Source organism: Faecalibacterium sp. 7 (genome assembly GCF_049562865.1).
Lineage (GTDB): Bacteria > Bacillota > Clostridia > Oscillospirales > Ruminococcaceae > Faecalibacterium > Faecalibacterium wellingii.
In genome coordinates this window covers 458,894-478,762 of record NZ_CP186911.1, presented here as the reverse complement: position 1 = coordinate 478,762, position 19,869 = coordinate 458,894, and the positions used below count along the sequence as shown (strand labels likewise).

The following is a 19,869-nucleotide window of genomic DNA, read 5'->3' as shown; positions in this document are numbered from 1 at the left end:
CCCTGCCTTTGCTTACGGCGCTATGCGCCGCCGCCCTGTTCGAGTCCTGTACCGTCCTGCTCTGACGTGGGTTAGTGGATGACGCAACAAAAAAAGCCCCTGACCAAAGTCAGAGGCTCTTGTTTTGGTGGAGCATTGTCCACAGCACTCGAACCCAACACCTCTTCACGGGAGATGGTTTTGGAATCGTCCGTGAAGTTGAAATTGAGCACGACCCGGTCGTCAAAAACGTAGACCGAGTTGACAAAGGTATCAATGATCTGCCGCTGGTGTTCCGTGCTGCCCACGTCACCCTTGCGGAATTTCTCAAGCCAGAACCGAATCCATTCACGGGTCAGGACGGGCTTTTTCAGTTCTTCCTCCAGAATACTGGTGTTCAGAGCTTCTTTCCGGGCTTCCAGCTCGTCCAACCGCTGCTTGGTGGTCGGTGTTAAGATGCCCTGTTCAATAGCTTCCAGAAGGTTTGCCAGCCGCTTCTCCGTGTCCCGGAGCTGCTCTTTCAGGACAGGCAGCCGGGCGTTCTCCTGCTGCTGGGCTTCCATGACTAAATCTATCAGCCGTTCGATAATTTTATCGCTGAAAATCACCTTAATGGCAGTATCTACCACGAACCGTTCCAGCGGCTCTTTGCGGATGGCTTTCAGGTCGCAGTGCGCCTTGCCGTGGCGTTTGGCGTTGCCGCACTTGTAGTAATAGTAGGTGTTTCCCATGTGGCTGGTGCCGCTTTCGCCACCCATCAGGGTGCCGCACTTGCCACAGAACAGCTTGGTGGTCAGCAGATAGCTCACATCCTCTTTTGCAGGCCGACTATGGGCGATCCTGTTCTGCTCGAAACGCTGCTGCACCCGGTCAAACAAGTCCTGGTCAACAATGGCCGGAATGCCACCCGGCGTCACAATGTCCTTGTAGCGATATTCGCCGATGTAGCGGCGGTTGCGGAAGATCTGGAAGAAGCTGTTCTTTACGAACGGCTTCCCGGTGCGGGTACGCAGGCCGCGCTCGTTCAGGGATGCTGCGATCTTCTCAGCCGGTTCGCCGTCGGCGTACCGGGTGAAGATCTCCTGCACGATGGGAGCCGTTTCCGGGTCGATATGGTACAGCCTGTCCTCCTTGCCAATGGTGAAGCCCAGCGGAACCACACCGCCGTTATACTTGCACTGAAGGGCATTTTCGCGCTCACCGCGCGCCACTTTCAGGGCGAGCTCGGCGGAATAGTATTCCGCCATGCCGATCAGCATACTCTCCACCATAATGCCTTCAGGCCCCTGCGAGATGGGTTCCATAGCAGACACCAGATGGACACCGTTCTTTTCCAGCTGGTACTTGTAGTTCACGGCATCGAATCGGTTCCGGGCAAAGCGGTCCAGCTTCCAGACCAGAACCACATCGAAGATTTTCTTTCCGCTGTCCTTGATCATCCGCTGAAAGTCTGGGCGGTCATCCGTTTTGGCAGAGTAGGCACGGTCAATGTAGGTGCCGACCACGGTGATGCCGTTCTTCTCGGCGTAGTCCTTGCAGTCGCGCAGTTGTCCCTCAATGGACGCTTCGCGCTGACTGTCGGATGAATAGCGGGCGTAGATTACGGCGGTCATGGTAGCACCTCTCTTTGCACATCATTGAATCAACGCAATGTTTCGTATAACCTATATACCATATTTCACACCTGTTTGCAAGAAAAACAAAACGGAAAAGTGGTGGTGCTCATCGTGAACACCACCACTTCAGATGAAAAAAGTTCTTTGCCCGCTTATGCGTTTTAACAATTTGGAAACAATTACGGAAAATCGAATTTGAGCTTATTAGCTGAGAGCAAGAATCGTCCCGTGGCCACAAATTTTCAGTTCTTGAAAATTTCCTGTCCATCCGGGACTTCACTTCTTCAACTCTTGCGAGTTTCCGAAGTGTTCTTGTTGGGGCGTGCCTGCCCCAAACCCTGCTAGGAACGCGTGCTATAAGCTGGAATTTATAGATTCAATGGATAAAGGTGTGGCTTGTTCCAAACTCATGCATTTATTATAATAGGGCTGTGAGGAGGTGCTGGAATGAAGCAGTGTCCCATTGATTTCTTTGACCCGGAGGTGCAGCATTTGGCCGCATCTGCCGGGTGCAGACTTTACCGGATGCAAAACGACACCGGCGAAGGGTTCATCTCTGAATATCCGATCCTGTCGGGGATCGATCTTTTCTACAATGACTTTCACATGAAGGACGGGCAGAATCAGAACAAACGCCCCATGCCGGATACCATCGAAATCAATCACTGCCGGGAAGGGCGGTTTGAGTGCGAATTTCAGAACGGCGATTATCAGTATATCGGTGCGGGCGACCTGTCCATTCACCGGCTGAGCCACACCACCCGGCAGACCCGTTTTCCACTGGCGCACTATCACGGCATTTCCATCACCATCGACTTGCCGCGGGCGCAGCAGACGCTTTCTTCTCTGGAAGCCATCATGGGCGATCTTGATATTCATTTGGAAGCCATCGCCGAGCGTTTCTGCCGGGAAGAGAGCTGCTATGTGCTGCGCAGCAACCGGGAAGTCGCGCACATTTTCTCGGAGCTGTATGCCGCCCCACCGGAACGGATGGCACACTACCTGAAAGCCAAGGTACTGGAACTGCTCATGCTCCTAAACGACCTACCGCAGGAGTCCTTCTCGGAAAAGCGGCAGTTTTTCTCCCGCAGTCAGGTCACGGCTGTCCGGGCGATACACGATGCAATGATACAAGATCTCAGTCACCATTACACATTGGCTGAGCTTTCCCGGCAGTTCGGCATTGCGCAGACTTCCATGAAGCTCTGCTTCAAAGCCGTTTATGGCAGCTCCATTTATCAATACATGAAAACCTACCGGATGCAGACCGCCCGCGTCCTTTTGCAGGATACAAGCCGCAGTGTGACCGAGATCGCAGCTACACTCGGCTATGATAACCCTAGCAAATTTTCGGAAGCGTTCAAAAAGGAATACGGCATAAGCCCCACTCTGTTCCGAAACTCGCCGTCCGAATTGGATGTTTCCTGACGGTTCGGAGTGGCAGACCGTCTTTGTTTTGTTATACTTTCTGGTTAGAAGAAACTAACAAAGAAAGGATATTCCATTATGAGACGAATTCAAACCGGCGTGATTGCCGTATGCCTCGCCGCCGCTCTCCTGTCAGGCTGTGCAGGTTCTTCCGCCCAGAGTACCGCAAGCAGCACTGCCGCAAGTTCTGCGGCAGCTTCTTCCATCAGCACCACTGCTGTTTCCGCCAACTATGACGGTGGTTCCGGCACGCAGGAAGACCCCTACCAGATCAACAGCGTAGATTCCCTGCTGACCTTTGCTTCCAACGTCAACGATGGCTCGCAGGGCGGCTATGCCGGTGTTTCCTTCAAGCTGACCAGTGATCTGGACCTGTCTGGCGTCGAGTGGGCTCCCATCGGCAACATGAACGACATGGAAACACACTCCACCCTGTTCCTCGGCTCCTTTGATGGCGACGGCCATACCATTTCCAACCTGAACTATACTTCGAATGTTTACAACTGCGGTGCCGGTCTGTTCGGCGTAAGCTGCGGTGAGGTGAAAAATCTGACACTGGAAAATGCCACGGTCGCAGTAACGGAAGGCACTTCCATGGCCATTGGCGGTGTTGTGGGCTACAACATGGGCTCTGTAGACAACGTCACACTGAAAGGTGATTCCACCATTACCGGCAACAACTGTGTCGGCGGCATCGTGGGCGGCAACAACAACTCCATCACCAACTGCACGGTGGAGGGCGCTACCGTGGTCGTCATCGGTGACAATCACTTTACCGATCAGATCATCCAGGCAGACATTGCCGAGTGCGGCGGTCTGGTAGTCGGCGGCAGCTTTGGCGGCAGCATCGACAGCTGCACCGCATCCGGCACCGTAAAAGCCACCGGCAATGAGCCGGTGGGTCTGGGCGGCATCGGTGGCTGTCTGGAAATGATGGACACCATCACCAACTGCACCGCTGATGTGACCATCGAGAGCGAAAACGGCGGTCACGCCATTGGCGGTTTATGCGGCTATGCGGGTACTCATTCCAACCCGGATATCTGCCTTGAGACGGAAGGCTTCTCCACTAAAAACTATCCCTCTGTCATTGACAACTGCAATGTGACCGTGAACATCAAGGCAAACGGTGCCACCCATGTGGGCGGCCTTGTGGGTACCGGTCTGTACTACTACGGTGAGGAGACGGTTTTCAAAATCACCAACTGCTCGGTAAAGGGCAGCATTGACGGTGCCGTTACACCCGGTACCGTTGCAGGCCGCGCCGAGGGCAGCACCATTGAAAGCTGCACTGCCGATGTGACCATTGACGAGAACGCTGGTACGGAGCAGGTCGGCACAACGACCCAGATGTACGAAAGCGCAGACCAGTAAAATGATTTTCTCCATAAGGGCAATCAAGTTCGCACAATGATAACTTGATTTCAAAGAAAAAGGCAGGATACCACTATCATAGTGATACCCTGCCTTTGCTCGTTTACCGTTCCGAGTAGTCCTTCCGCAGAACCTCCGATAAACAAAAAACGTACCCGAACCCTTTCTCGTAAAGAATCGGGTTCGAGTACGAACTGTATGGTGGACGGTACAGGACTCGAACCTGTGACCTCCTGCACGTCAAGCAGATGCTCTACCAGCTGAGCTAACCGTCCATAAGTCATATCGACTTGAATAGTTTACCACAGCCTGTGCAAAAAAGCAATACTTTTCTGTGATTTTTTATTTTTCCACCTTCAGCGACCTGCGGACGATATCATACAGCACCGGCTTCATGGCCTCGATGTCATCGGGCTTGCCTTCCAGCACGCTGGAATAGCACACCGACATGCACATGCTGCCCAGTGCCGTGATGCGCTGGTAGATCTCCCGCTCGGTGCGGCCGGCCATTTCCGGGCTGGTCAGCACCACGTTCAGCAGCTTGCGCATCAGCGGCTCGGCTTCGCGGCTGGCCTCGATCTGGTCCAGCCCCGGCCATATGAAGTTGTGCTCCAGAAACTTGAGCACCAGCGTATCCTTCCGCAGCGCTTCGATGATGCGGTCGATCACCGCCACCATCTTGTCCGGGAAGTTTTCGAGCTCTGTCTGCTTTTCCACCGCTTCGCACGCGTCGCTCAGCAGCTGGTAGCTCACCCGGCCCAGCAGCGCCTGCATCACCGCACCTTTATCCTGAAAATACAGATAAAAGGTGCCCTTGGCCACCTTGGCCCGGCTGGTGATGTCCTCCACGCTGGTTTTTGCGGCACCTCGCTCCAGAAACAGATCATAGGCTGCCTCCAGCAGCGCCCGGCGCTTCTCCTGCTTTTTGCCCTCGACGGTACCCATAGTCCCTGACGATTCCTCTTTTCCTCTTGTTTTCTCTCGTTCATTCGTGCTGTATCAATATTTTAGCAGTCCCGGAAGGATAGCGCAAGGGCCAATTCTTATACAATTTCAGGCAGTTGATAAGAAAACTGACCTTTGGTCATTTTTTATTCTTGACACCCGGTCCGGCATGATTATAATAGATTTTGCTTAGAAATGACCGAGAGTCATTTTACTAAGATTCTTTAACCAAACCACTTTCTATGGAGGGTTCTCATGAAAAAGATCGCACAGGGCATCGTGCGGTTGCGCAAGCTGATCCTGACAGTAGCATTCCTGCTGTTGATCCCTTCCGCGATCGGCGCGATCGCCACCCGCATCAACTATGACATCCTCACCTACCTGCCGCAGGATCTGGATTCCATGATCGGCGAGGTAGCCCTTGAGGACGATTTCCATCTGGCCTCCACCGGTATGATCACGGTAGAGGGCCTGCCCACAAACGAGCTCATCGCCATGAAGAAGGATATCGAAGCCGTTCCCGGCGTCACCCAGACCTTCTGGCTCAGCGATGTGATCGACCCCAGCATTCCCACCGAGATGCTGCCCGCCGATGTGCAGCAGTTCATGTTCGGCAAGAACGATTCCACCATGCTAATCGTCCGCTTTGACGCTCCCAGCGCCAGCGACGAGACCATGGAAGCCGTCGCTCAGATCGAAAAGGTGCTGCGCAAGGACTGCTTCTTCGGCGGTATGAGCGTCATCCTGCAGGACACCAAGGCACTGGTCAATCAGGAAATGCCCATGTACATCCTGATCGCTGTGGGTGCCAGCCTGCTGGTGCTGTTCCTTTCGCTGGAAAGCACCATCACCCCGCTGCTGTTCATGCTGGGCCTTTTGTTCCCCATTGCGTACAACTTCGGCACCAACATCTTTCTGGGCCAGATCAGCTACATCACCGAAGCACTGGCCACCGTGCTGCAGCTGGGCGTCACGATGGACTTCTCCATCTTCCTGCTGCACCGCTATCAGGAAGAAAAGGAGCTGCGCTCCTCTAACGAGGAGGCCATGACCAGCGCCATCTGCAAGACCATGACTTCCATCTCCGCTTCCAGCCTGACCACCATTGCAGGCTTCCTTGCACTGTGTGCCATGCGTCTGACGCTGGGCCGCGATATCGGCCTTGTCATGGCAAAGGGCGTTGCCCTCGGCGTTATCTGCACCGTGGTCATCCTGCCCTCCCTGATCCTTACCTTTGATAAATGGGTGGAAAAGTACAAGCACCGCACCGTGATCCCCAAGCTGAAAAAGCTCAGCTACTTTGTTTCCAACCACTCGGTGCCCATCGTGGTCGTCTTTATCCTCGTCCTCATCCCCTTTGTCATCGCGCAGAACAAGACCGAGGTGTACTACACCCTGTTTGACTCCCTGCCGCAGGACCTGACCGGTATCGTGGGCACCAACAAGCTGGGCGAGGACTTCGGCATGACCACCAGCCACTTTATTCTGGTGCATGACGACCTGACCGCCACTGAGGTGAGCGACCTGTGCGATGAACTCAAGGACGTGGACGGCATTACGCAGGTCGTGAGTCTGGATTCCATCACCGGCCCGGGCTTCCAGACCGAGCTGCTGCCCGACAGCATTATGGAGATTCTGCAGTCCGGCGGCTACAAGCTGATTTTGGCCAACAGCTCCTATAAGACCGGCACGGATGCCATCAACAACCAGCTGGACGAGATGATCGGCCTGATCAAGAACGTAGACCCTGAGGGCGTCATTACCGGCGAGGGTGCCATGACCAAGGACCTGATCGAAGTGGCAGATGTGGACTTCAAGAACGTCAACGTCTGGTCCATCATGGCCGTTCTGGTCATCATCGCCATTTCCTTCAAGAGCATTTCCATCCCGGCGCTGCTGGTGGCCAGCATTGAAGCCGCCATCGCCATCAACATGGGCATCCCGTACTTCACCGGTACGCAGCTGCCCTTCATTGCCAGCATCGTCATCGGCACCATCCAGCTGGGTGCTACCGTGGACTACTCCATCCTGATGACCACCCGTTACCACGAGGAGCGCGCTTTTGGCCGCACCCCGAAGGAAGCCGCCCAGCAGTCGCTGGAGCACTGCAGCCAGTCCATCCTGACCAGCGGCCTGACCTTCTTTGCCGCCACCGTCGGTGTGGCTGCCATCAGTAAGATGGAGCTGCTGAAGAGCATCTGCCTGCTGATCTCCCGCGGCGCACTGATCAGCATGGTGGTCATTCTGGTGATGCTGCCCGCAGCCCTGATGCTGTGCGACTGGATCATCCGCCACACCACCCTCAAGTGGATGATACCCGAATCCGCCAACGCCAAGAAGTCTGAAAAGGAGTAATTGCGTTATGAAAAAATCGCTTCGTTTCGCCAGTGCGGCGCTGGCTCTGACACTCGCCGCAGGCTGCGCCATGCCTGCATTTGCAGCTGGTAAGAGCAGCTTTTCCAAATCCGAGACCGTCTATGCCGTGATGAACGGCGACGGCTCCATCAAGAACACCACCGTCAGCGAGCACCTGTACAGCGCCTCCGGCCTGTCCAGCGTCACCGACAAGACCACCTTGACCGACATCCAGAACACCGAGAGCGATGCCGAGTTCACCCAGAACGGCGAAGAGCTGGTCTGGAACACCGAGGACACCGATGTTTACTACAAGGGCAATACCGACAAGGCCCTGCCCATCGATGTGAAGGTGACCTACGCTCTGGACGGGCAGGAAGCTGCGCTGGAAGACCTCATCGGTAAGAGCGGCCATCTGACCGTGACCGTTGCCCTGAAGAACAATGAGACCGGCACCGTGAACGTGAACGGTAAGGACCGCACCATCGTCACCCCGCTGATCACCGCTGTGGGCGTTATTCTTGGCGGGGATGCTTCCAACGTGACCGCAGAACACGGCATGGTCGAGAGCGCCGCCAAGAGCAGTGTTGCCGCCTTTGTCACCCTGCCGGGCGTGAAGGATTCCCTGTCCGGCCTGCTGCCCGATGAGGTGGACAGCATCGAAGATTATCTGCAGGATACCGTTACCGTTGAGGCAGATGTCACCGAGCTGACCTGCCCGCAGGTCATGGTGGCCTGCGCTACCAGCACGGCCGCTCTGGGCACGAGCAATGTGTTCGACCTGAGCAGCATCAACGACCTGACCGACGGCATCAACCAGCTGAACGACGCCATGAGCCAGCTCATGGACGGCGCTTCCCAGCTGGTGGACGGCACCTCTCAGCTGGCAAACGGTGTTCTGGCCCTGCTGGACGGTGCCAACACCCTGAACAACGGCGCTGCTGCTCTGGACAACGGCCTTGGCCAGCTGACCAACGGTCTGGACACCCTGAGTGCCAATAATTCCGCACTGAACGCCGGTGCGCAGCAGGTGGCGGACGGTGTGCTGGCTTCTGCCAACAAGACCCTGAAGGAAGGCGGCCTGATCGACGAGGACATGACATGGTCGGACTACGAGGCTGTGATCGACAACATCCTCACCATGAACGATAAGACCCTCGCTGCCGGACGCCGCAAGATCGTGCGCACCGTGTGGGAGCAGGCTCCCAGCTTCAAGGACAGCCAGCTGGATCTGGCCCTGTACCTGTCCGCGACCAAGACGAACCACGATCTGGAAGCAGCCCTCAAGCTGATGCAGAACTACGACCCCTCCATGCTGTGCGGTCTGGTGCAGCTGCTGACCAGCGAGGATGCCAAGAACACCGCCAAGGCCGAGCTGAAGTATCAGGTGGAGAACAGTCAGGATATGGCCGATGTCCGCGCCCTGAAGGACAGCCTTTCCAAGATCCAGTTCTTTGTTTCCAGCGTGAACCAGTACACCGCAGGCGTGCAGACCGCTGCGGACGGTGCCCACTCCGCAAAGGATGGCAGCGCTCAGCTGGCCGCAGGTACCAAGACCCTGTATGACGGCGTGAACACCCTGAACACCGGTGCAGGCCAGTTGAATGACGGCGCAGGCCGGCTGAACGACGGCCTGAACCAGTTCAACGAGGAAGGCATCTCCAAGCTGACCGGCGCGCTGGATCAGGATCAGCTCCATGGTCTGAAGACCGTGCTGGACGAGATGACCGACCGCCTGAACGACTACACCAGCTTTGCCGGTGCACCGGATGACGCCGAGAGCAGCGTCAAGTTCGTCTATAAGACTGCCGAGACGGCTGCCTCTGTGGACGTTGCTGCAGCCGAGACCGAGACCGTGAAGGAAGGCAACATCTTCACCCGTCTGTGGCAGCGCATCGTGAACCTGTTCAAGTTCTGATAAGCCATTTCCGAGAACTCATGATGAACCTCTTTTCATAGAGAAGCAGAAGCCCCCGGCTGCAATTCGCAGCCGGGGGCTTCTGCTTTGGAACCATTTTATGTCAGCTTCTTCCTTCCACACAGCTGCTCCGGCAGAGAGCCTGCGCAGGCAGAGGACGTTTTCCTTTCCGGCCCCTTTCGTGAAAAAGCAGATCAGCCAGGCCCGCAGGCCTGGCTGATCTGCAATATCAAAAAATTTTCCGCTGATATATTCGGGTTGCGGCTCCCTGCAGCTGCTTCGTGCCTTGGACGGCACTCGCATCTTGCAGGCCGCGGCCCCAACAGCTCCTTCCTGTTTCTGCTGCTGGCAGCGGTCGTCGCTGTTGCAGAGCGAACGCGGAGGCCATTTTAAATCGTTTAATTGATCAGATTCACGAACACCGGGCAGAGCACGGCGGTCAGCACACCGGCCACGGCAATGGAAAGGCCGCTCATGGCACCTTCCACCTCGCCCATCTGCAGGGCCTTGCTGGTGCCCACGGCATGGGCCGCAGTGCCGATGCCCACGCCCTTGGCAATGGGGTCGGTGATATGGAACAGCTTGCACACAGTCTCGGCCAGCAGGGCACCCACGATGCCGGTGACGATCACGATGGCACCGGTCAGCGCCGCAATGCCGCCCAGCTCTGCGGCCACATCCATGCTGATGGCGGTGGTCACGGATTTGGGCAGCAGGGTGGCATACTGCTCCCGGGTCAGGTCCAGCGCCAGTGCCAGCGCCAGCGCGCTGCCAAGGCTCACCAGCGTGCCCACTGAAATGCCCGCGATGATGGCGGCGGCATTCTCTTTCAGCAGGTCGATCTTCTCATACAGCGGGATGGCCAGTGCCACCGTGGCGGGCAGCAGCAGGTAATTCACCGGTGCTGCGCTGATCTTATAGTCCGCATACGGAATCTTGCACACCGAAAGAAACACGATGACAAAAATGCTGCCCAGCAGCAGCGGGTTGAAGATGGCCTTGCCGGTCAGCTTATTGATGAGGGCGCCCAGCGCAAAAGCGGCCAGTGTGAGCAGCACGCCCCATGCGGCAGAGCCGGACAGAAAATCATTCAGCAGCTGCGTCATTGTCGGCCTCCTTGTTTTTGCGGCCGCTCAGGGCCTGCGTGGTCTTGCCTGCGCTTACCATCACCAGCACCGTCACCGGGATGATGGCAATGAGGATGGGCAGCAGCATTTCGCCCATTTCTGCCCACAGCTCCATCACACCGGCGGCAGCGGGCACGAACAGCAGCGGGAAGATGCCGGTGAGGTAGGTACCCACCTCTTTTACGTCCTCCAGCTTGATCAGCCGGAAGTTCAAAGCCAGCAGCAAAAGCACCAGCCCGTACACGCTGGCCGGCACCGGCAGGGGCAGCACACAGTGAAGGATCTCACCTAAAAAGCAAAACGCAAGAATGCGTGCAAACTGAAAAATGTATTTCGTAGCAAAACGCTCCTTCCTCGGGTAAAAGTGTAAAAAGTCACATCGAATGTAAAGTATACCGCAGGAGCTCCAAACCATCAACCGTGATTCTGGATAAGAAAAATTGCACATTTTTCCCAGAACTGTGCAAAAAAAGGCGCACCGCAGAAACGGTGCGCCGATGGCAGAGCTTTCTCAGATCACATAATCGTTCCCGGCCTGATCGGGCAGGGCCAGATCGGCCAGAGTGATATTGCCGAAGTAGTTGGAGATCAGGTCGTTCAGGCCCTTCCACATTTCATAGGTGCGGCAGTTGGCCATGCGGGAGCAGGAGGCCGCACCGGGGGTCAGGCAGGACACCGGGGCCAGACTTCCTTCGGTCAGCATCAGGATCTCGCCTACGGTGTACTGGTCCGGGCTGCGGGTCAGGCGGTAGCCGCCGCCCTTGCCGCGCAGGCCCTCCAAAAAGCCGTTCTGCACCAGCACCTTGAGGATGTTTTCCAGATACTTCTCCGAGATCTCCTGACGGGCGGCGACTTCTTTGAGGGGAACATATTTTTCGGACTGATGTTCGGCAAGGTCGATCATCACGCGCAGTGCATAGCGCCCTTTGGTGGACACGATCATAATACGGTACTTCCTTTGCTGGTTATAAATTGAATTTTAACCTATTATACAACAGGGTAAATAATATTTCAATCCCACTTTTTTCAAAAAATCCATTGACAAGCGACCCAAGGGAGACTATAATACCATCAAACCCACAAACAATGTTGGTATAAAGGATTTAGAACCGGGTCATCCGGCAGGGCACATGTGCCCGTAACTGTATCAGGGAGGAAACTACAATGAGCAAGATTTATACTGCCGCAGATCAGCTGATCGGTCATACTCCGCTGCTGGAGCTGACCCACATCGAAAAGGAGCAGCAGCTGTCTGCCCATATCATTGCCAAGCTGGAATACTTCAATCCGGCCGGTTCCGTCAAGGACCGCATCGCCAAAAAGATGATCGATGATGCCGAGGAAAAGGGCCTGCTGAAGGAAGGCTCCGTCATCATCGAGCCAACCTCCGGCAACACCGGCATCGGTCTGGCGGCTGTAGCTGCAGCCAAGGGCTACCGCATCATCATCGTGATGCCCGAGACCATGAGCGTGGAGCGCCGCCAGCTGATGAAGGCCTATGGTGCAGAACTGGTGCTCAGCGAAGGCGCAAAGGGTATGAAGGGTGCCATTGCCAAGGCAGATGAGCTGGCAAAGGAGATCCCCGATTCCTTCATCCCCGGCCAGTTCGTGAATCCGGCCAATCCGCAGGCACACATCGAGACCACCGGCCCCGAGATCTGGGAGGATACCGATGGCAAGGTGGACATCTTCGTGGCCGGCGTCGGCACCGGCGGCACCGTCACCGGCGTGGGCCAGTACCTGAAGAGCAAGAACCCGGACGTCAAGGTGGTTGCCGTGGAGCCTGCCTCTTCTCCCGTGCTGAGCAAGGGCGTTGCAGGTGCGCACAAGATCCAGGGCATCGGCGCAGGCTTTGTGCCGGACGTGCTGGACACCAAGGTGTATGACGAGGTCATCGCGGTGGAGAACGATGACGCCTTTGCCACCGGACGTCTGATCGGCCACAAGGAAGGCGTTCTGGTGGGCATTTCCTCCGGTGCCGCCGTATATGCTGCGCTGCAGCTGGCAAAGCGCCCGGAGAATGCCGGTAAGAACATCGTGGTCCTGCTGCCCGATACCGGCGACCGTTATCTTTCCACTCCGCTGTTTGCAGAGTGATGCTCCGGGACCGTCCCGGTCCTGCGCGGACGAGATAAAAGGGACGACTGCAAAACAGTCCCGATAAAAAAGAGATAGGCTTCCCCGGAAGGGGCCGCCTATCTCTTTTTTTGTTGTAAACTGAGGCCGCGTGTTGGTTTCAACGGCCACGGACTGCGTTATAAGCCGGAGAACATTATGCCAGCAGCGACATGATGTTTGCGGTGATCAGGCCGCCTGCCGTGCCGATAACGTAACCCATCAGAGCCATCAGAACGCCAACGGGCACCAGAGCGCCGCTGTAGGCACCGGCCAGAATGGGAGCAGATGCGGAACCGCCGATGTTTGCCAGAGATGCCACGCCGCAGGTGAACATATCCAGATGGAAGATCTTTGCCAGCAGCACCAGAACGATGCCGTGGATGGCAAGGATCATAAAGCCTGCCAGGATCCATGCGGGTGCATCGGTCAGCTCCAGGAAGCTTGCGCGGGAGGCAAGCAGAGCCACCACAGAGTACAGCAGCAGGTTGGACAGCTCGGTGCTGCCTGCCATGCGGCCCACGGGGGTGACAGCGCCGATCAGGCCGGACAGCGTGATGAGCAGGACGGTCCAGGTGGCCTTGTCCAGGAAGGGCATTGCGCTGTTCAGGGTTGCGCCGATGTCCTGACCGAAGGCGGAGATCACCAGAGCCAGACCCAGCAGGAAAATCAGGTTGACAAAGCTGGCCTTGTCCTCGTTGGCCTTTGCGTCCTCTTCCAGACGGCGGGACACTTCGTCCAGCGTGGTGGTATCGGCCTTGACCCACTTGTTGAACTTGGGAGCCAGATTGATGGCCCACAGCAGGAACATGACCCAGATGGAGTAGTCGATGGAGTCCACCACCAGTGCGTAGGCCATGTCACCTTCGCCGATGTCCAGCGCAGCCTGCACGGCGATCATGTTGCCGGAGCCGCCCATCCAGCTGCCGCACAGAGCGCCCAGCGCCTTCCATGCTTCGGAGCCAAGGGGCCCCTTCATGATGGCGAAGGTGGCAATGAAGGCCAGCGAGATGGAGACGGAAGCGGCAAAGAAGCCGCCCAGCATCTTGGGACCCAGCTTGATGATCTTGCGGATGTCGCAGCGCAGCAGCATCAGGAAGATCATTGCATACAGCAGGTTGTTTTTCAGCACGGAGTAGGCAGGCTTGGTGGCCTCCATGTCCCATGCACCCAGCGTGCAGAGGATCATGGTGATGAGATACAGCAGAACGATGGGAGGTGCGTAGTCGAAGAACTTCGATTTGGTATAGCGCTGGAGCCATACCAGCATTGCGGCAATGAAGATCAGCACCGCAATATAGGTGAAACCATTGGTGATCATAATTCCGGACCCCTTTCCTTTTTTACGATTTTTTCACGGACAATTGTCTTTACAACATCGACAACTTCGTATACAATGTTATCATAGATCATAGAATCTGGCAATATTTTTTTATTCGAAAGGGGTAGGTTTTGTATGAAAATTACGGAAGTACGTCTCGGATTGATCTCCGTGCCGCTGCGTGTGCCCTTCAAAACGGCGCTGCGCTCGGTCAGCAGCGTGGAGGATGTCATCGTGGAGATCCACACCGACACCGGCGCGGTGGGTTACGGTGAAGCACCTCCTACCGGCGTGATCACCGGCGATACCACGGGTGCCATCATCGGTGCCATCCGCGACCACATCGCAAAGACCATCATCGGCCGCGATGTGGACGACTTTGAGGACCTGATGATCGCCCTGAATGCCTGCATCCAGAAGAACACCAGTGCCAAGGCTGCTGTGGATATGGCCCTGTGGGACCTGTACGGCCAGCTGTACAAGATCCCCGTGTACAAGCTGATGGGCGGCGCAAAGAAGTCCATCGTCACGGACATCACCATCAGCGTCAACGACCCTGAAGAGATGGTGCGGGACGCGCAGAACGCCATCCAGCGCGGTTACGACTGCCTGAAGGTCAAGGTGGGCAAGGAGCCGGAAAAGGATATCGCCCGCCTGAGCGCCATCCGTGCCGCCGTGCCCAAGGAGACCTGCATCCGCATCGACGCCAATCAGGGCTGGACCCCGAAAGAGGCCGTGCGCATCCTGAACGGGATGCAGGAGCGGGGACTGGACCTCGAATTCGTGGAGCAGCCGGTCAAGGCCCACGATTTTGACGGCCTGAAGTACGTCACCGAGCGCTCCTATGTGCCGGTGCTGGCAGACGAGAGCGTGTTCTCCCCGCAGGACGCACTGACCATTATGCAGATGGGAGCCGCAGACCTTGTGAACATCAAGCTGATGAAGTGCGGCGGCCTGTACAACGCCCTCAAGATCGCATCTGCCGCCGAGGTGTACGGTGTGGAGTGCATGATCGGCTGTATGCTGGAAGCAAAGATCAGCGTGAATGCCGCCGTGCATCTGGCCTGCGCAAAGCAGATTGATCACCCGCGTGGATCTGGACGGCCCCGTGCTGTGCAGCGAGGACCCCATCCTCGGCGGTGCCGTGTTCAACGAAAAGGAGATCACGGTTTCCAACGAGCCGGGCCTCGGCATCAAGGGCATCGAACCGGGCAAGATCCGGTATCTGGACTAAACTCCTTCCGTCATTGCTTCGCAATGCCACCTCCCTCAAGGAGGGAGGCTTTGGCCGAGCGGAAAACTTTATCTTTTCGCCGGAGGCTCCCTCATTGAGGGAGCTGGTGCGGCGTGAGCCGTGCCTGAGGGAGTTATACACAAAACGGCACCTGCTAGTTCCGCAGGTGCCGTTTTGTGTTTTGGGCCGTTATGCTTTGTAAGCCAGAATAGCCTTCAGGTACTCCCACACGCGGGCCACCGATGCAATATCGGCGCGCTCATTGGGGGTGTGGACATGCAGCAGGTTCGGGCCAAAGGAGATGCAGTCCAGCCCGTCGATCTTGCCCGAGAGGATACCGCATTCCAGACCTGCATGAATGGCAACGATCTGGGGCTTTGCACCGTACTGTGCCTCGTACATAGCAACGCAGCGGTCGCGCAGGGCGCTTTCGCGGGCGTAGGTCCAAGCGGGATAGTCGCCGTGGAACCGCACGGTGCCGCCCAGCAGCTCGGTCAGGGTCTGCAGCTTGCAGCTCAGCAGCTCCTTCGCCGAGGGCACCGAGCTGCGCAGGGAAAAGCGCAGGATGGCTTCGCTGTCGTCCAGTTCGGCAACGCCGAGGTTCAGCGAGGTCTCCACAAGGCCCGGCACATCCATGCTCATGGCCTGCACGCCCCATGGCATCAGGAGCAGGGCCTTGCGCAGCCGCTGGACAGAAGCACCGTCCAGTGCCTGATACCCGCCGCAGCCCTGTTCGGTGAGCTGCAGACAGATCTCCGGGTCGGCCGTGCCGTATTCGGCCTTCATTTGAGCGGCAAACTGGGCAGAGGCAGCACGGACGCCCTCCGTGATGCCGGTGGGCAGCACCAGTGTGACGCTGCTTTCCTTGGGGATGACATTCTCCTTTGCACCGCCGGAAAGGGCCAGCACCGTGTAGTCCACGCCGTTTTCGGTCAGCAGGGTCAGCCAGCGGCCCAGCAGGGCGATGGCGTTGGCGCGGCCCTTGTGGATCTCGGTGCCGGAGTGCCCGCCCACAAGGCCGGTCACGTCTGCCTTTACGGCGGTGCCGGTCACAGTTGCACGGGTGACGGGCAGATGGCATTCAACGCGGCGTCCACCTGCACAGCCTGCGGTCAGCACCCCCTCTTCCTCCGAGTCGATGTTGATGAGCAGGCGACCTTCCAGATCGGAAAGCTCCATGGCAGATGCACCCAGCAGGCCCACCTCCTCGCAGACGGTCAGCACGACCTCCAGCGCAGGGTGGGGGATGTCCTTTGCGTCCAGCACAGCCAGTGCGTAGGCCACGGCAATGCCGTCGTCGCCGCCCAGTGTAGTGCCCTCGGCGCGGACATAATCGCCGTCCACCACCAGCTGGATGGCATCCTTTTCCAGATCCAGCGGGCAGGCGGCGGTCTTGTCGCCCACCATGTCCAGATGACCCTGCAGGATCAGGGCAGGCTGGTTCTCGTAGCCCGGCGTGGCCGGTGCCTTGATGAGCACATTGCCCATTTCGTCCTGACGACAGGCAAGGCCGTGTGCCTTTGCAAACTGCACGCAGTAGTCGCTCAGCGCCTTTTCGTGATGAGAGGTGTGCGGGATGCTGCAGATCTCTTCAAAATAATGAAAAACCGATGCCGGTTCCAGGTTGGTTAATACGCCCATAATGACCCACTCCTTATAATATAGTGAAAAAACTTCCTTTTTGTATTCTAGCAGATTCCGGGGCCGGACACAATCACTAAATTCTGAGTCGTAACGTGTGCCCTCAAAACCGGGGATGCTCCTGCGGCTTGCGCGGGGTACTCTTTTTTTGCCGCCTCACTTTACTTTCATAAGAAAATGTGCCATAATGGAGCCAGTATTTTTTGGTTCAAAAACTGCGCCCTGTACCGGGAAAGCAGGGCCGGAATCCAACAAGAAGAGGGGTATCCTTTATGAGCAAGACCATCATTCCTGCAAACTACACGCCTGCGCTGAACCTGTACGACACCCAGCGCGCCATCGGCACGGTCAAGCGCCTGTTTGCCGACACTCTGTGCGCCACGCTGAACCTGTACCGCGTGTCCGCTCCGCTGTTTCTGGAGGCGTCCACCGGCCTGAACGACGACCTGAACGGCGTGGAGCGCAAGGTCACCTTTGATATCAAGGACAGCGGCATTGAGGCACAGGTGGTGCAGTCGCTGGCAAAGTGGAAGCGCAAAGCTCTGAAGGACTACGACTTCCATGTGGGCAAGGGCCTGTACTGCGATATGAACGCCATCCGCCGGGATGAAGAGCTGGACAACCTGCACTCCGTCTATGTGGATCAGTGGGACTGGGAAAAGGCGATCCGTCTGGAGGACCGCAGCGAAGCATACCTGAAGAGCGTGGTGCGCTCCATCGTGTCTGCCGTCTGCGCCACCGAGATGAACCTGCACGCCATGTTCCCCCAGCTGCAGGAGCTGCCGCTGCACAGCCCCAACGTCACCTTCATCACCACCCAGGAGCTGGAGGACAAGTATCCCGATCTGACCCCGAAGGAGCGCGAGAACGCCTTTGTGAAGGAGAACGGCACCACCTTCCTGATGAAGATCGGCGCTCCGCTCAAGAGCGGCAAGCCCCATGACGGCCGTGCCCCCGACTACGACGACTGGGATCTGAACGGCGACCTGCTGTTCTGGAACGACCCGCTGCAGTGCAGCTACGAGCTGAGCAGCATGGGCATCCGCGTCAGCCCCGAGAGCATGGACAAACAGCTGACCATGGCCGGCTGCGATGACCGCCGTGCTCTGCCCTTCCACAAGGCCGTGCTGAACGGTGAGCTGCCCTACTCCATCGGCGGCGGCATCGGCCAGAGCCGTCTGTGCATGCTGCTGCTGGGCAGCGCCCACATCGGCGAGGTGCAGGCCAGCGTCTGGGACGCTGCCACCCGTGAGGCCTGCGCCAAGGCGGGCATTCCGCTGCTGTAAGCGTTCCGTCCACAGGACTGCCTGCTGAAAAAAGATCGTATAAGACCCGGGATCTTTCAGGGCCGAAATGGCTCGAAAAGATCCCGGGTCTTTTTGCTTTGTATACGATTTCACTTCCCGGCAGACGCTCAATAGGACGTGAGTCCGAGACTGACATCCAGAGCCTGATCCACCCGTTTCTGGTCTTCCGGCGTGATCTGCCCGGCCCGCTCCCGCAGGCGGTGCTTATCCAGCGTGCGGATCTGCTCCAGCAGCACCACGCTGTCCTTGGCAAGGCCGGTGTCCGCCGCCCGGATGTTGATGTGGGTGGGCAGGCGGGCTTTGTCCAGCCGGGATGTAATGGCCGCTGCAATGACGGTGGGGCTGTGCCGGTTGCCGATCTCGTTCTGCACGATTCGAGCACCGGCCGCACGCCGCCCTGCTCGGACCCCACCACCGGCGAAAGATCCGCGTAAAAAACTTCTCCTCTGTGTACCTCCATGGAATCTCCCTCCCTGCATTTGGAGGATGCGCCCCGCTATGTGATGCGTCCGGCGCATCGTTCGTCTGCTCTCAGTATGAGCAGAAAGCACGGGGGATATTCCATTGTATGCACAGAAGCGGCTCAGGTTTCCGTTTCCAGTGTACAGAACGCCAGCGCCATGCCGCCTTCATGGCTCAGGGAGAGCCGGGCGGTCAGGCTGCGGGCCTGCACCCATTCTGCCGTCCTTCCGCTGAAGCGATAGGCCGGTGCGCCGTTTTCCTGCCGGATGGCTTCGATCTCGCAAAGCGAAAAGGGCTCCCGCAGGCCGGTGCCTGCTGCCTTTAAAAAGGCTTCCTTGGCGGCAAAGTTGGCGGCAGCACTGGCCAGCCGGTGGGCTGCGCTGCGCCCGGCGGGGAGGGGAGCGTCCAGCCCGAGAGCGGCACGCTCGGCCTCGCCGTAGACCCGGCGGACAAAGGCCGCAGCATGTGCGCCGGTAAGGCTTTTTTCCAGATGTGCCAGCTCGCACAGGTCGCAGCCGATGCCATACAGCATAAAAAGGCCTCCTTCTGCCGCATTTGCGGCGCTGCAGGCCGTCAGCCTGCAAAATCTGAACCGGAAATTTTATGCAAACTGTGCAAATCCGGTCCGTTTATCTTGAAGTTTCCCCGCAATTCGTGTACAATGAACGTAGTTCTTCCTAAGGGGGTGTATTCCGTGAGTGGCGAGACTGCTATTTTTTCGATCCACGACAAAAAGGACTATGAGATCCATGAGATCGTGCAGCAGGTGTACGATGCTTTAAAGGAAAAAGGCTATAATCCGGTCAATCAGCTGGTGGGCTATATCCTGTCCGAAGACCCCACCTACATCACGACCTACAAGAATGCCCGTGCCCTGATCCGTAAGGTGGATCGGGACGATCTGCTGCAGGCCATGCTGCGCAGCTATCTGAACGTCTGATACCCCTTATCTGCTCAGGCCCCGCCGTCTTTCAGATGGCGGGGCTTTTTCATAACAGAATGCAGATGCTGTTTACCGTTACAGCCCCTCCGGTGAAGATGGCCAGA

At 57.3% G+C, this 19,869-nt stretch carries 15 protein-coding genes, 1 tRNA gene and 2 pseudogenes; 8 read left to right on the top strand and 10 right to left on the bottom strand.

Annotation, left to right across the window (positions count from 1 at the left end; genetic code table 11):
* Positions 1–71: 71 nt before the first annotated feature.
* A complete protein-coding gene (locus ACKXF7_RS02480) occupies positions 72–1,592 on the bottom strand; it encodes a recombinase family protein (RefSeq protein ID WP_423742037.1) in 1,521 nt (506 codons plus the stop codon).
* Positions 1,593–2,042: 450 nt separating this feature from the next.
* Here ACKXF7_RS02480 and ACKXF7_RS02475 point away from each other — a divergent pair, with 450 nt between their 5' ends.
* Together ACKXF7_RS02475 and ACKXF7_RS02470 are read left to right on the top strand one after the other, a co-directional pair.
* Positions 2,043–3,023, top strand: coding sequence for a helix-turn-helix transcriptional regulator (locus tag ACKXF7_RS02475; protein WP_423742036.1), 981 nt, complete (start codon positions 2,043–2,045; stop codon positions 3,021–3,023).
* 78 nt (positions 3,024–3,101) lie between these two features.
* On the top strand, positions 3,102–4,397 hold the full coding sequence (locus ACKXF7_RS02470; RefSeq protein WP_423742035.1) for a GLUG motif-containing protein: 1,296 nt from the start codon (positions 3,102–3,104) through the stop codon (positions 4,395–4,397).
* A 199-nt stretch (positions 4,398–4,596) separates the two neighbouring features.
* Here the strand turns inward: ACKXF7_RS02470 and ACKXF7_RS02465 are convergent.
* Positions 4,597–4,672, bottom strand: a tRNA-Val gene (locus ACKXF7_RS02465).
* A gap of 67 nt (positions 4,673–4,739) precedes the next feature.
* Positions 4,740–5,342, bottom strand: coding sequence for a TetR/AcrR family transcriptional regulator (locus tag ACKXF7_RS02460; protein ID WP_423742034.1), 603 nt, complete (start codon positions 5,340–5,342; stop codon positions 4,740–4,742).
* A 255-nt stretch (positions 5,343–5,597) separates the two neighbouring features.
* On the opposite strand from ACKXF7_RS02460, the gene ACKXF7_RS02455 reads away from it, so the two are divergent.
* Positions 5,598–7,697, top strand: a complete 2,100-nt coding sequence (locus tag ACKXF7_RS02455) for an efflux RND transporter permease subunit (RefSeq protein WP_423742033.1) — start codon at positions 5,598–5,600, stop codon at positions 7,695–7,697.
* A 7-nt stretch (positions 7,698–7,704) separates the two neighbouring features.
* Positions 7,705–9,615, top strand: a complete 1,911-nt coding sequence (locus ACKXF7_RS02450; protein WP_423742032.1) for a hypothetical protein — start codon at positions 7,705–7,707, stop codon at positions 9,613–9,615.
* A gap of 398 nt (positions 9,616–10,013) precedes the next feature.
* On the opposite strand, the gene ACKXF7_RS02445 is transcribed toward ACKXF7_RS02450, so the two are convergent.
* The 3 genes from ACKXF7_RS02445 to ACKXF7_RS02435 all read right to left on the bottom strand — a co-directional run bounded on the left by ACKXF7_RS02445 (position 10,014) and on the right by ACKXF7_RS02435 (position 11,685).
* On the bottom strand, positions 10,014–10,721 hold the full coding sequence (locus ACKXF7_RS02445; RefSeq protein WP_249237956.1) for an LrgB family protein: 708 nt from the start codon (positions 10,719–10,721) through the stop codon (positions 10,014–10,016).
* Positions 10,702–11,013, bottom strand: a complete 312-nt coding sequence (locus ACKXF7_RS02440) for a CidA/LrgA family protein (RefSeq protein ID WP_418265425.1) — start codon at positions 11,011–11,013, stop codon at positions 10,702–10,704. Before ACKXF7_RS02440 ends, ACKXF7_RS02445 begins: the two co-directional genes overlap by 20 nt.
* Positions 11,014–11,253: 240 nt before the next feature.
* Positions 11,254–11,685, bottom strand: a complete 432-nt coding sequence (locus ACKXF7_RS02435) for an RrF2 family transcriptional regulator (RefSeq protein WP_249237959.1) — start codon at positions 11,683–11,685, stop codon at positions 11,254–11,256.
* A 221-nt stretch (positions 11,686–11,906) separates the two neighbouring features.
* Between ACKXF7_RS02435 and cysK the strand changes: the two genes are divergently transcribed.
* Complete coding sequence (cysK, locus tag ACKXF7_RS02430) at positions 11,907–12,839, top strand: cysteine synthase A (protein ID WP_423742031.1); 933 nt, start codon at positions 11,907–11,909, stop codon at positions 12,837–12,839.
* A gap of 175 nt (positions 12,840–13,014) precedes the next feature.
* On the opposite strand, the gene ACKXF7_RS02425 is transcribed toward cysK, so the two are convergent.
* On the bottom strand, positions 13,015–14,178 hold the full coding sequence (locus ACKXF7_RS02425) for a DUF819 domain-containing protein (RefSeq protein WP_423742030.1): 1,164 nt from the start codon (positions 14,176–14,178) through the stop codon (positions 13,015–13,017).
* A gap of 135 nt (positions 14,179–14,313) precedes the next feature.
* On the opposite strand from ACKXF7_RS02425, the pseudogene ACKXF7_RS02420 reads away from it, so the two are divergent.
* Positions 14,314–15,412, top strand: a pseudogene (locus tag ACKXF7_RS02420) (dipeptide epimerase).
* A gap of 189 nt (positions 15,413–15,601) precedes the next feature.
* On the opposite strand, the gene ACKXF7_RS02415 reads toward ACKXF7_RS02420, so the two are convergent.
* Positions 15,602–17,053 (bottom strand): aminoacyl-histidine dipeptidase, encoded by a 1,452-nt coding sequence (locus tag ACKXF7_RS02415; protein ID WP_423742029.1) that lies wholly within the window; start codon positions 17,051–17,053, stop codon positions 15,602–15,604.
* A gap of 272 nt (positions 17,054–17,325) precedes the next feature.
* Between ACKXF7_RS02415 and asnA the strand changes: the two genes are divergently transcribed.
* On the top strand, positions 17,326–18,339 hold the full coding sequence (gene asnA / locus ACKXF7_RS02410; RefSeq protein WP_339395444.1) for an aspartate--ammonia ligase: 1,014 nt from the start codon (positions 17,326–17,328) through the stop codon (positions 18,337–18,339).
* Between the two features lie 128 nt (positions 18,340–18,467).
* Here asnA and ACKXF7_RS02405 read toward each other — a convergent pair.
* Both ACKXF7_RS02405 and ACKXF7_RS02400 read right to left on the bottom strand, forming a co-directional pair.
* Positions 18,468–18,820: pseudogene (locus tag ACKXF7_RS02405) on the bottom strand (type II toxin-antitoxin system PemK/MazF family toxin).
* A 123-nt stretch (positions 18,821–18,943) separates the two neighbouring features.
* Positions 18,944–19,354: a holo-ACP synthase gene (locus tag ACKXF7_RS02400; RefSeq protein ID WP_249237964.1), complete on the bottom strand. Its 411-nt coding sequence runs from the start codon at positions 19,352–19,354 to the stop codon at positions 18,944–18,946.
* A gap of 162 nt (positions 19,355–19,516) precedes the next feature.
* On the opposite strand from ACKXF7_RS02400, the gene ACKXF7_RS02395 reads away from it, so the two are divergent.
* A complete protein-coding gene (locus tag ACKXF7_RS02395) occupies positions 19,517–19,762 on the top strand; it encodes an IreB family regulatory phosphoprotein (protein ID WP_249237965.1) in 246 nt (81 codons plus the stop codon).
* Positions 19,763–19,869: the final 107 nt, after the last annotated feature.

Coding starts and splice junctions, on each gene's coding strand:
- ACKXF7_RS02480 (WP_423742037.1), bottom strand. CDS start 1,592: ATGACCGCCGTAATCTACGCCCGCTATTCATCCGACAGTCAGCGCGAA.
- ACKXF7_RS02475 (WP_423742036.1), top strand. CDS start 2,043: ATGAAGCAGTGTCCCATTGATTTCTTTGACCCGGAGGTGCAGCATTTG.
- ACKXF7_RS02470 (WP_423742035.1), top strand. CDS start 3,102: ATGAGACGAATTCAAACCGGCGTGATTGCCGTATGCCTCGCCGCCGCT.
- ACKXF7_RS02460 (WP_423742034.1), bottom strand. CDS start 5,342: ATGGGTACCGTCGAGGGCAAAAAGCAGGAGAAGCGCCGGGCGCTGCTG.
- ACKXF7_RS02455 (WP_423742033.1), top strand. CDS start 5,598: ATGAAAAAGATCGCACAGGGCATCGTGCGGTTGCGCAAGCTGATCCTG.
- ACKXF7_RS02450 (WP_423742032.1), top strand. CDS start 7,705: ATGAAAAAATCGCTTCGTTTCGCCAGTGCGGCGCTGGCTCTGACACTC.
- ACKXF7_RS02445 (WP_249237956.1), bottom strand. CDS start 10,721: ATGACGCAGCTGCTGAATGATTTTCTGTCCGGCTCTGCCGCATGGGGC.
- ACKXF7_RS02435 (WP_249237959.1), bottom strand. CDS start 11,685: ATGATCGTGTCCACCAAAGGGCGCTATGCACTGCGCGTGATGATCGAC.
- cysK (WP_423742031.1), top strand. CDS start 11,907: ATGAGCAAGATTTATACTGCCGCAGATCAGCTGATCGGTCATACTCCG.
- ACKXF7_RS02425 (WP_423742030.1), bottom strand. CDS start 14,178: ATGATCACCAATGGTTTCACCTATATTGCGGTGCTGATCTTCATTGCC.
- ACKXF7_RS02415 (WP_423742029.1), bottom strand. CDS start 17,053: ATGGGCGTATTAACCAACCTGGAACCGGCATCGGTTTTTCATTATTTT.
- asnA (WP_339395444.1), top strand. CDS start 17,326: ATGAGCAAGACCATCATTCCTGCAAACTACACGCCTGCGCTGAACCTG.
- ACKXF7_RS02400 (WP_249237964.1), bottom strand. CDS start 19,354: ATGCTGTATGGCATCGGCTGCGACCTGTGCGAGCTGGCACATCTGGAA.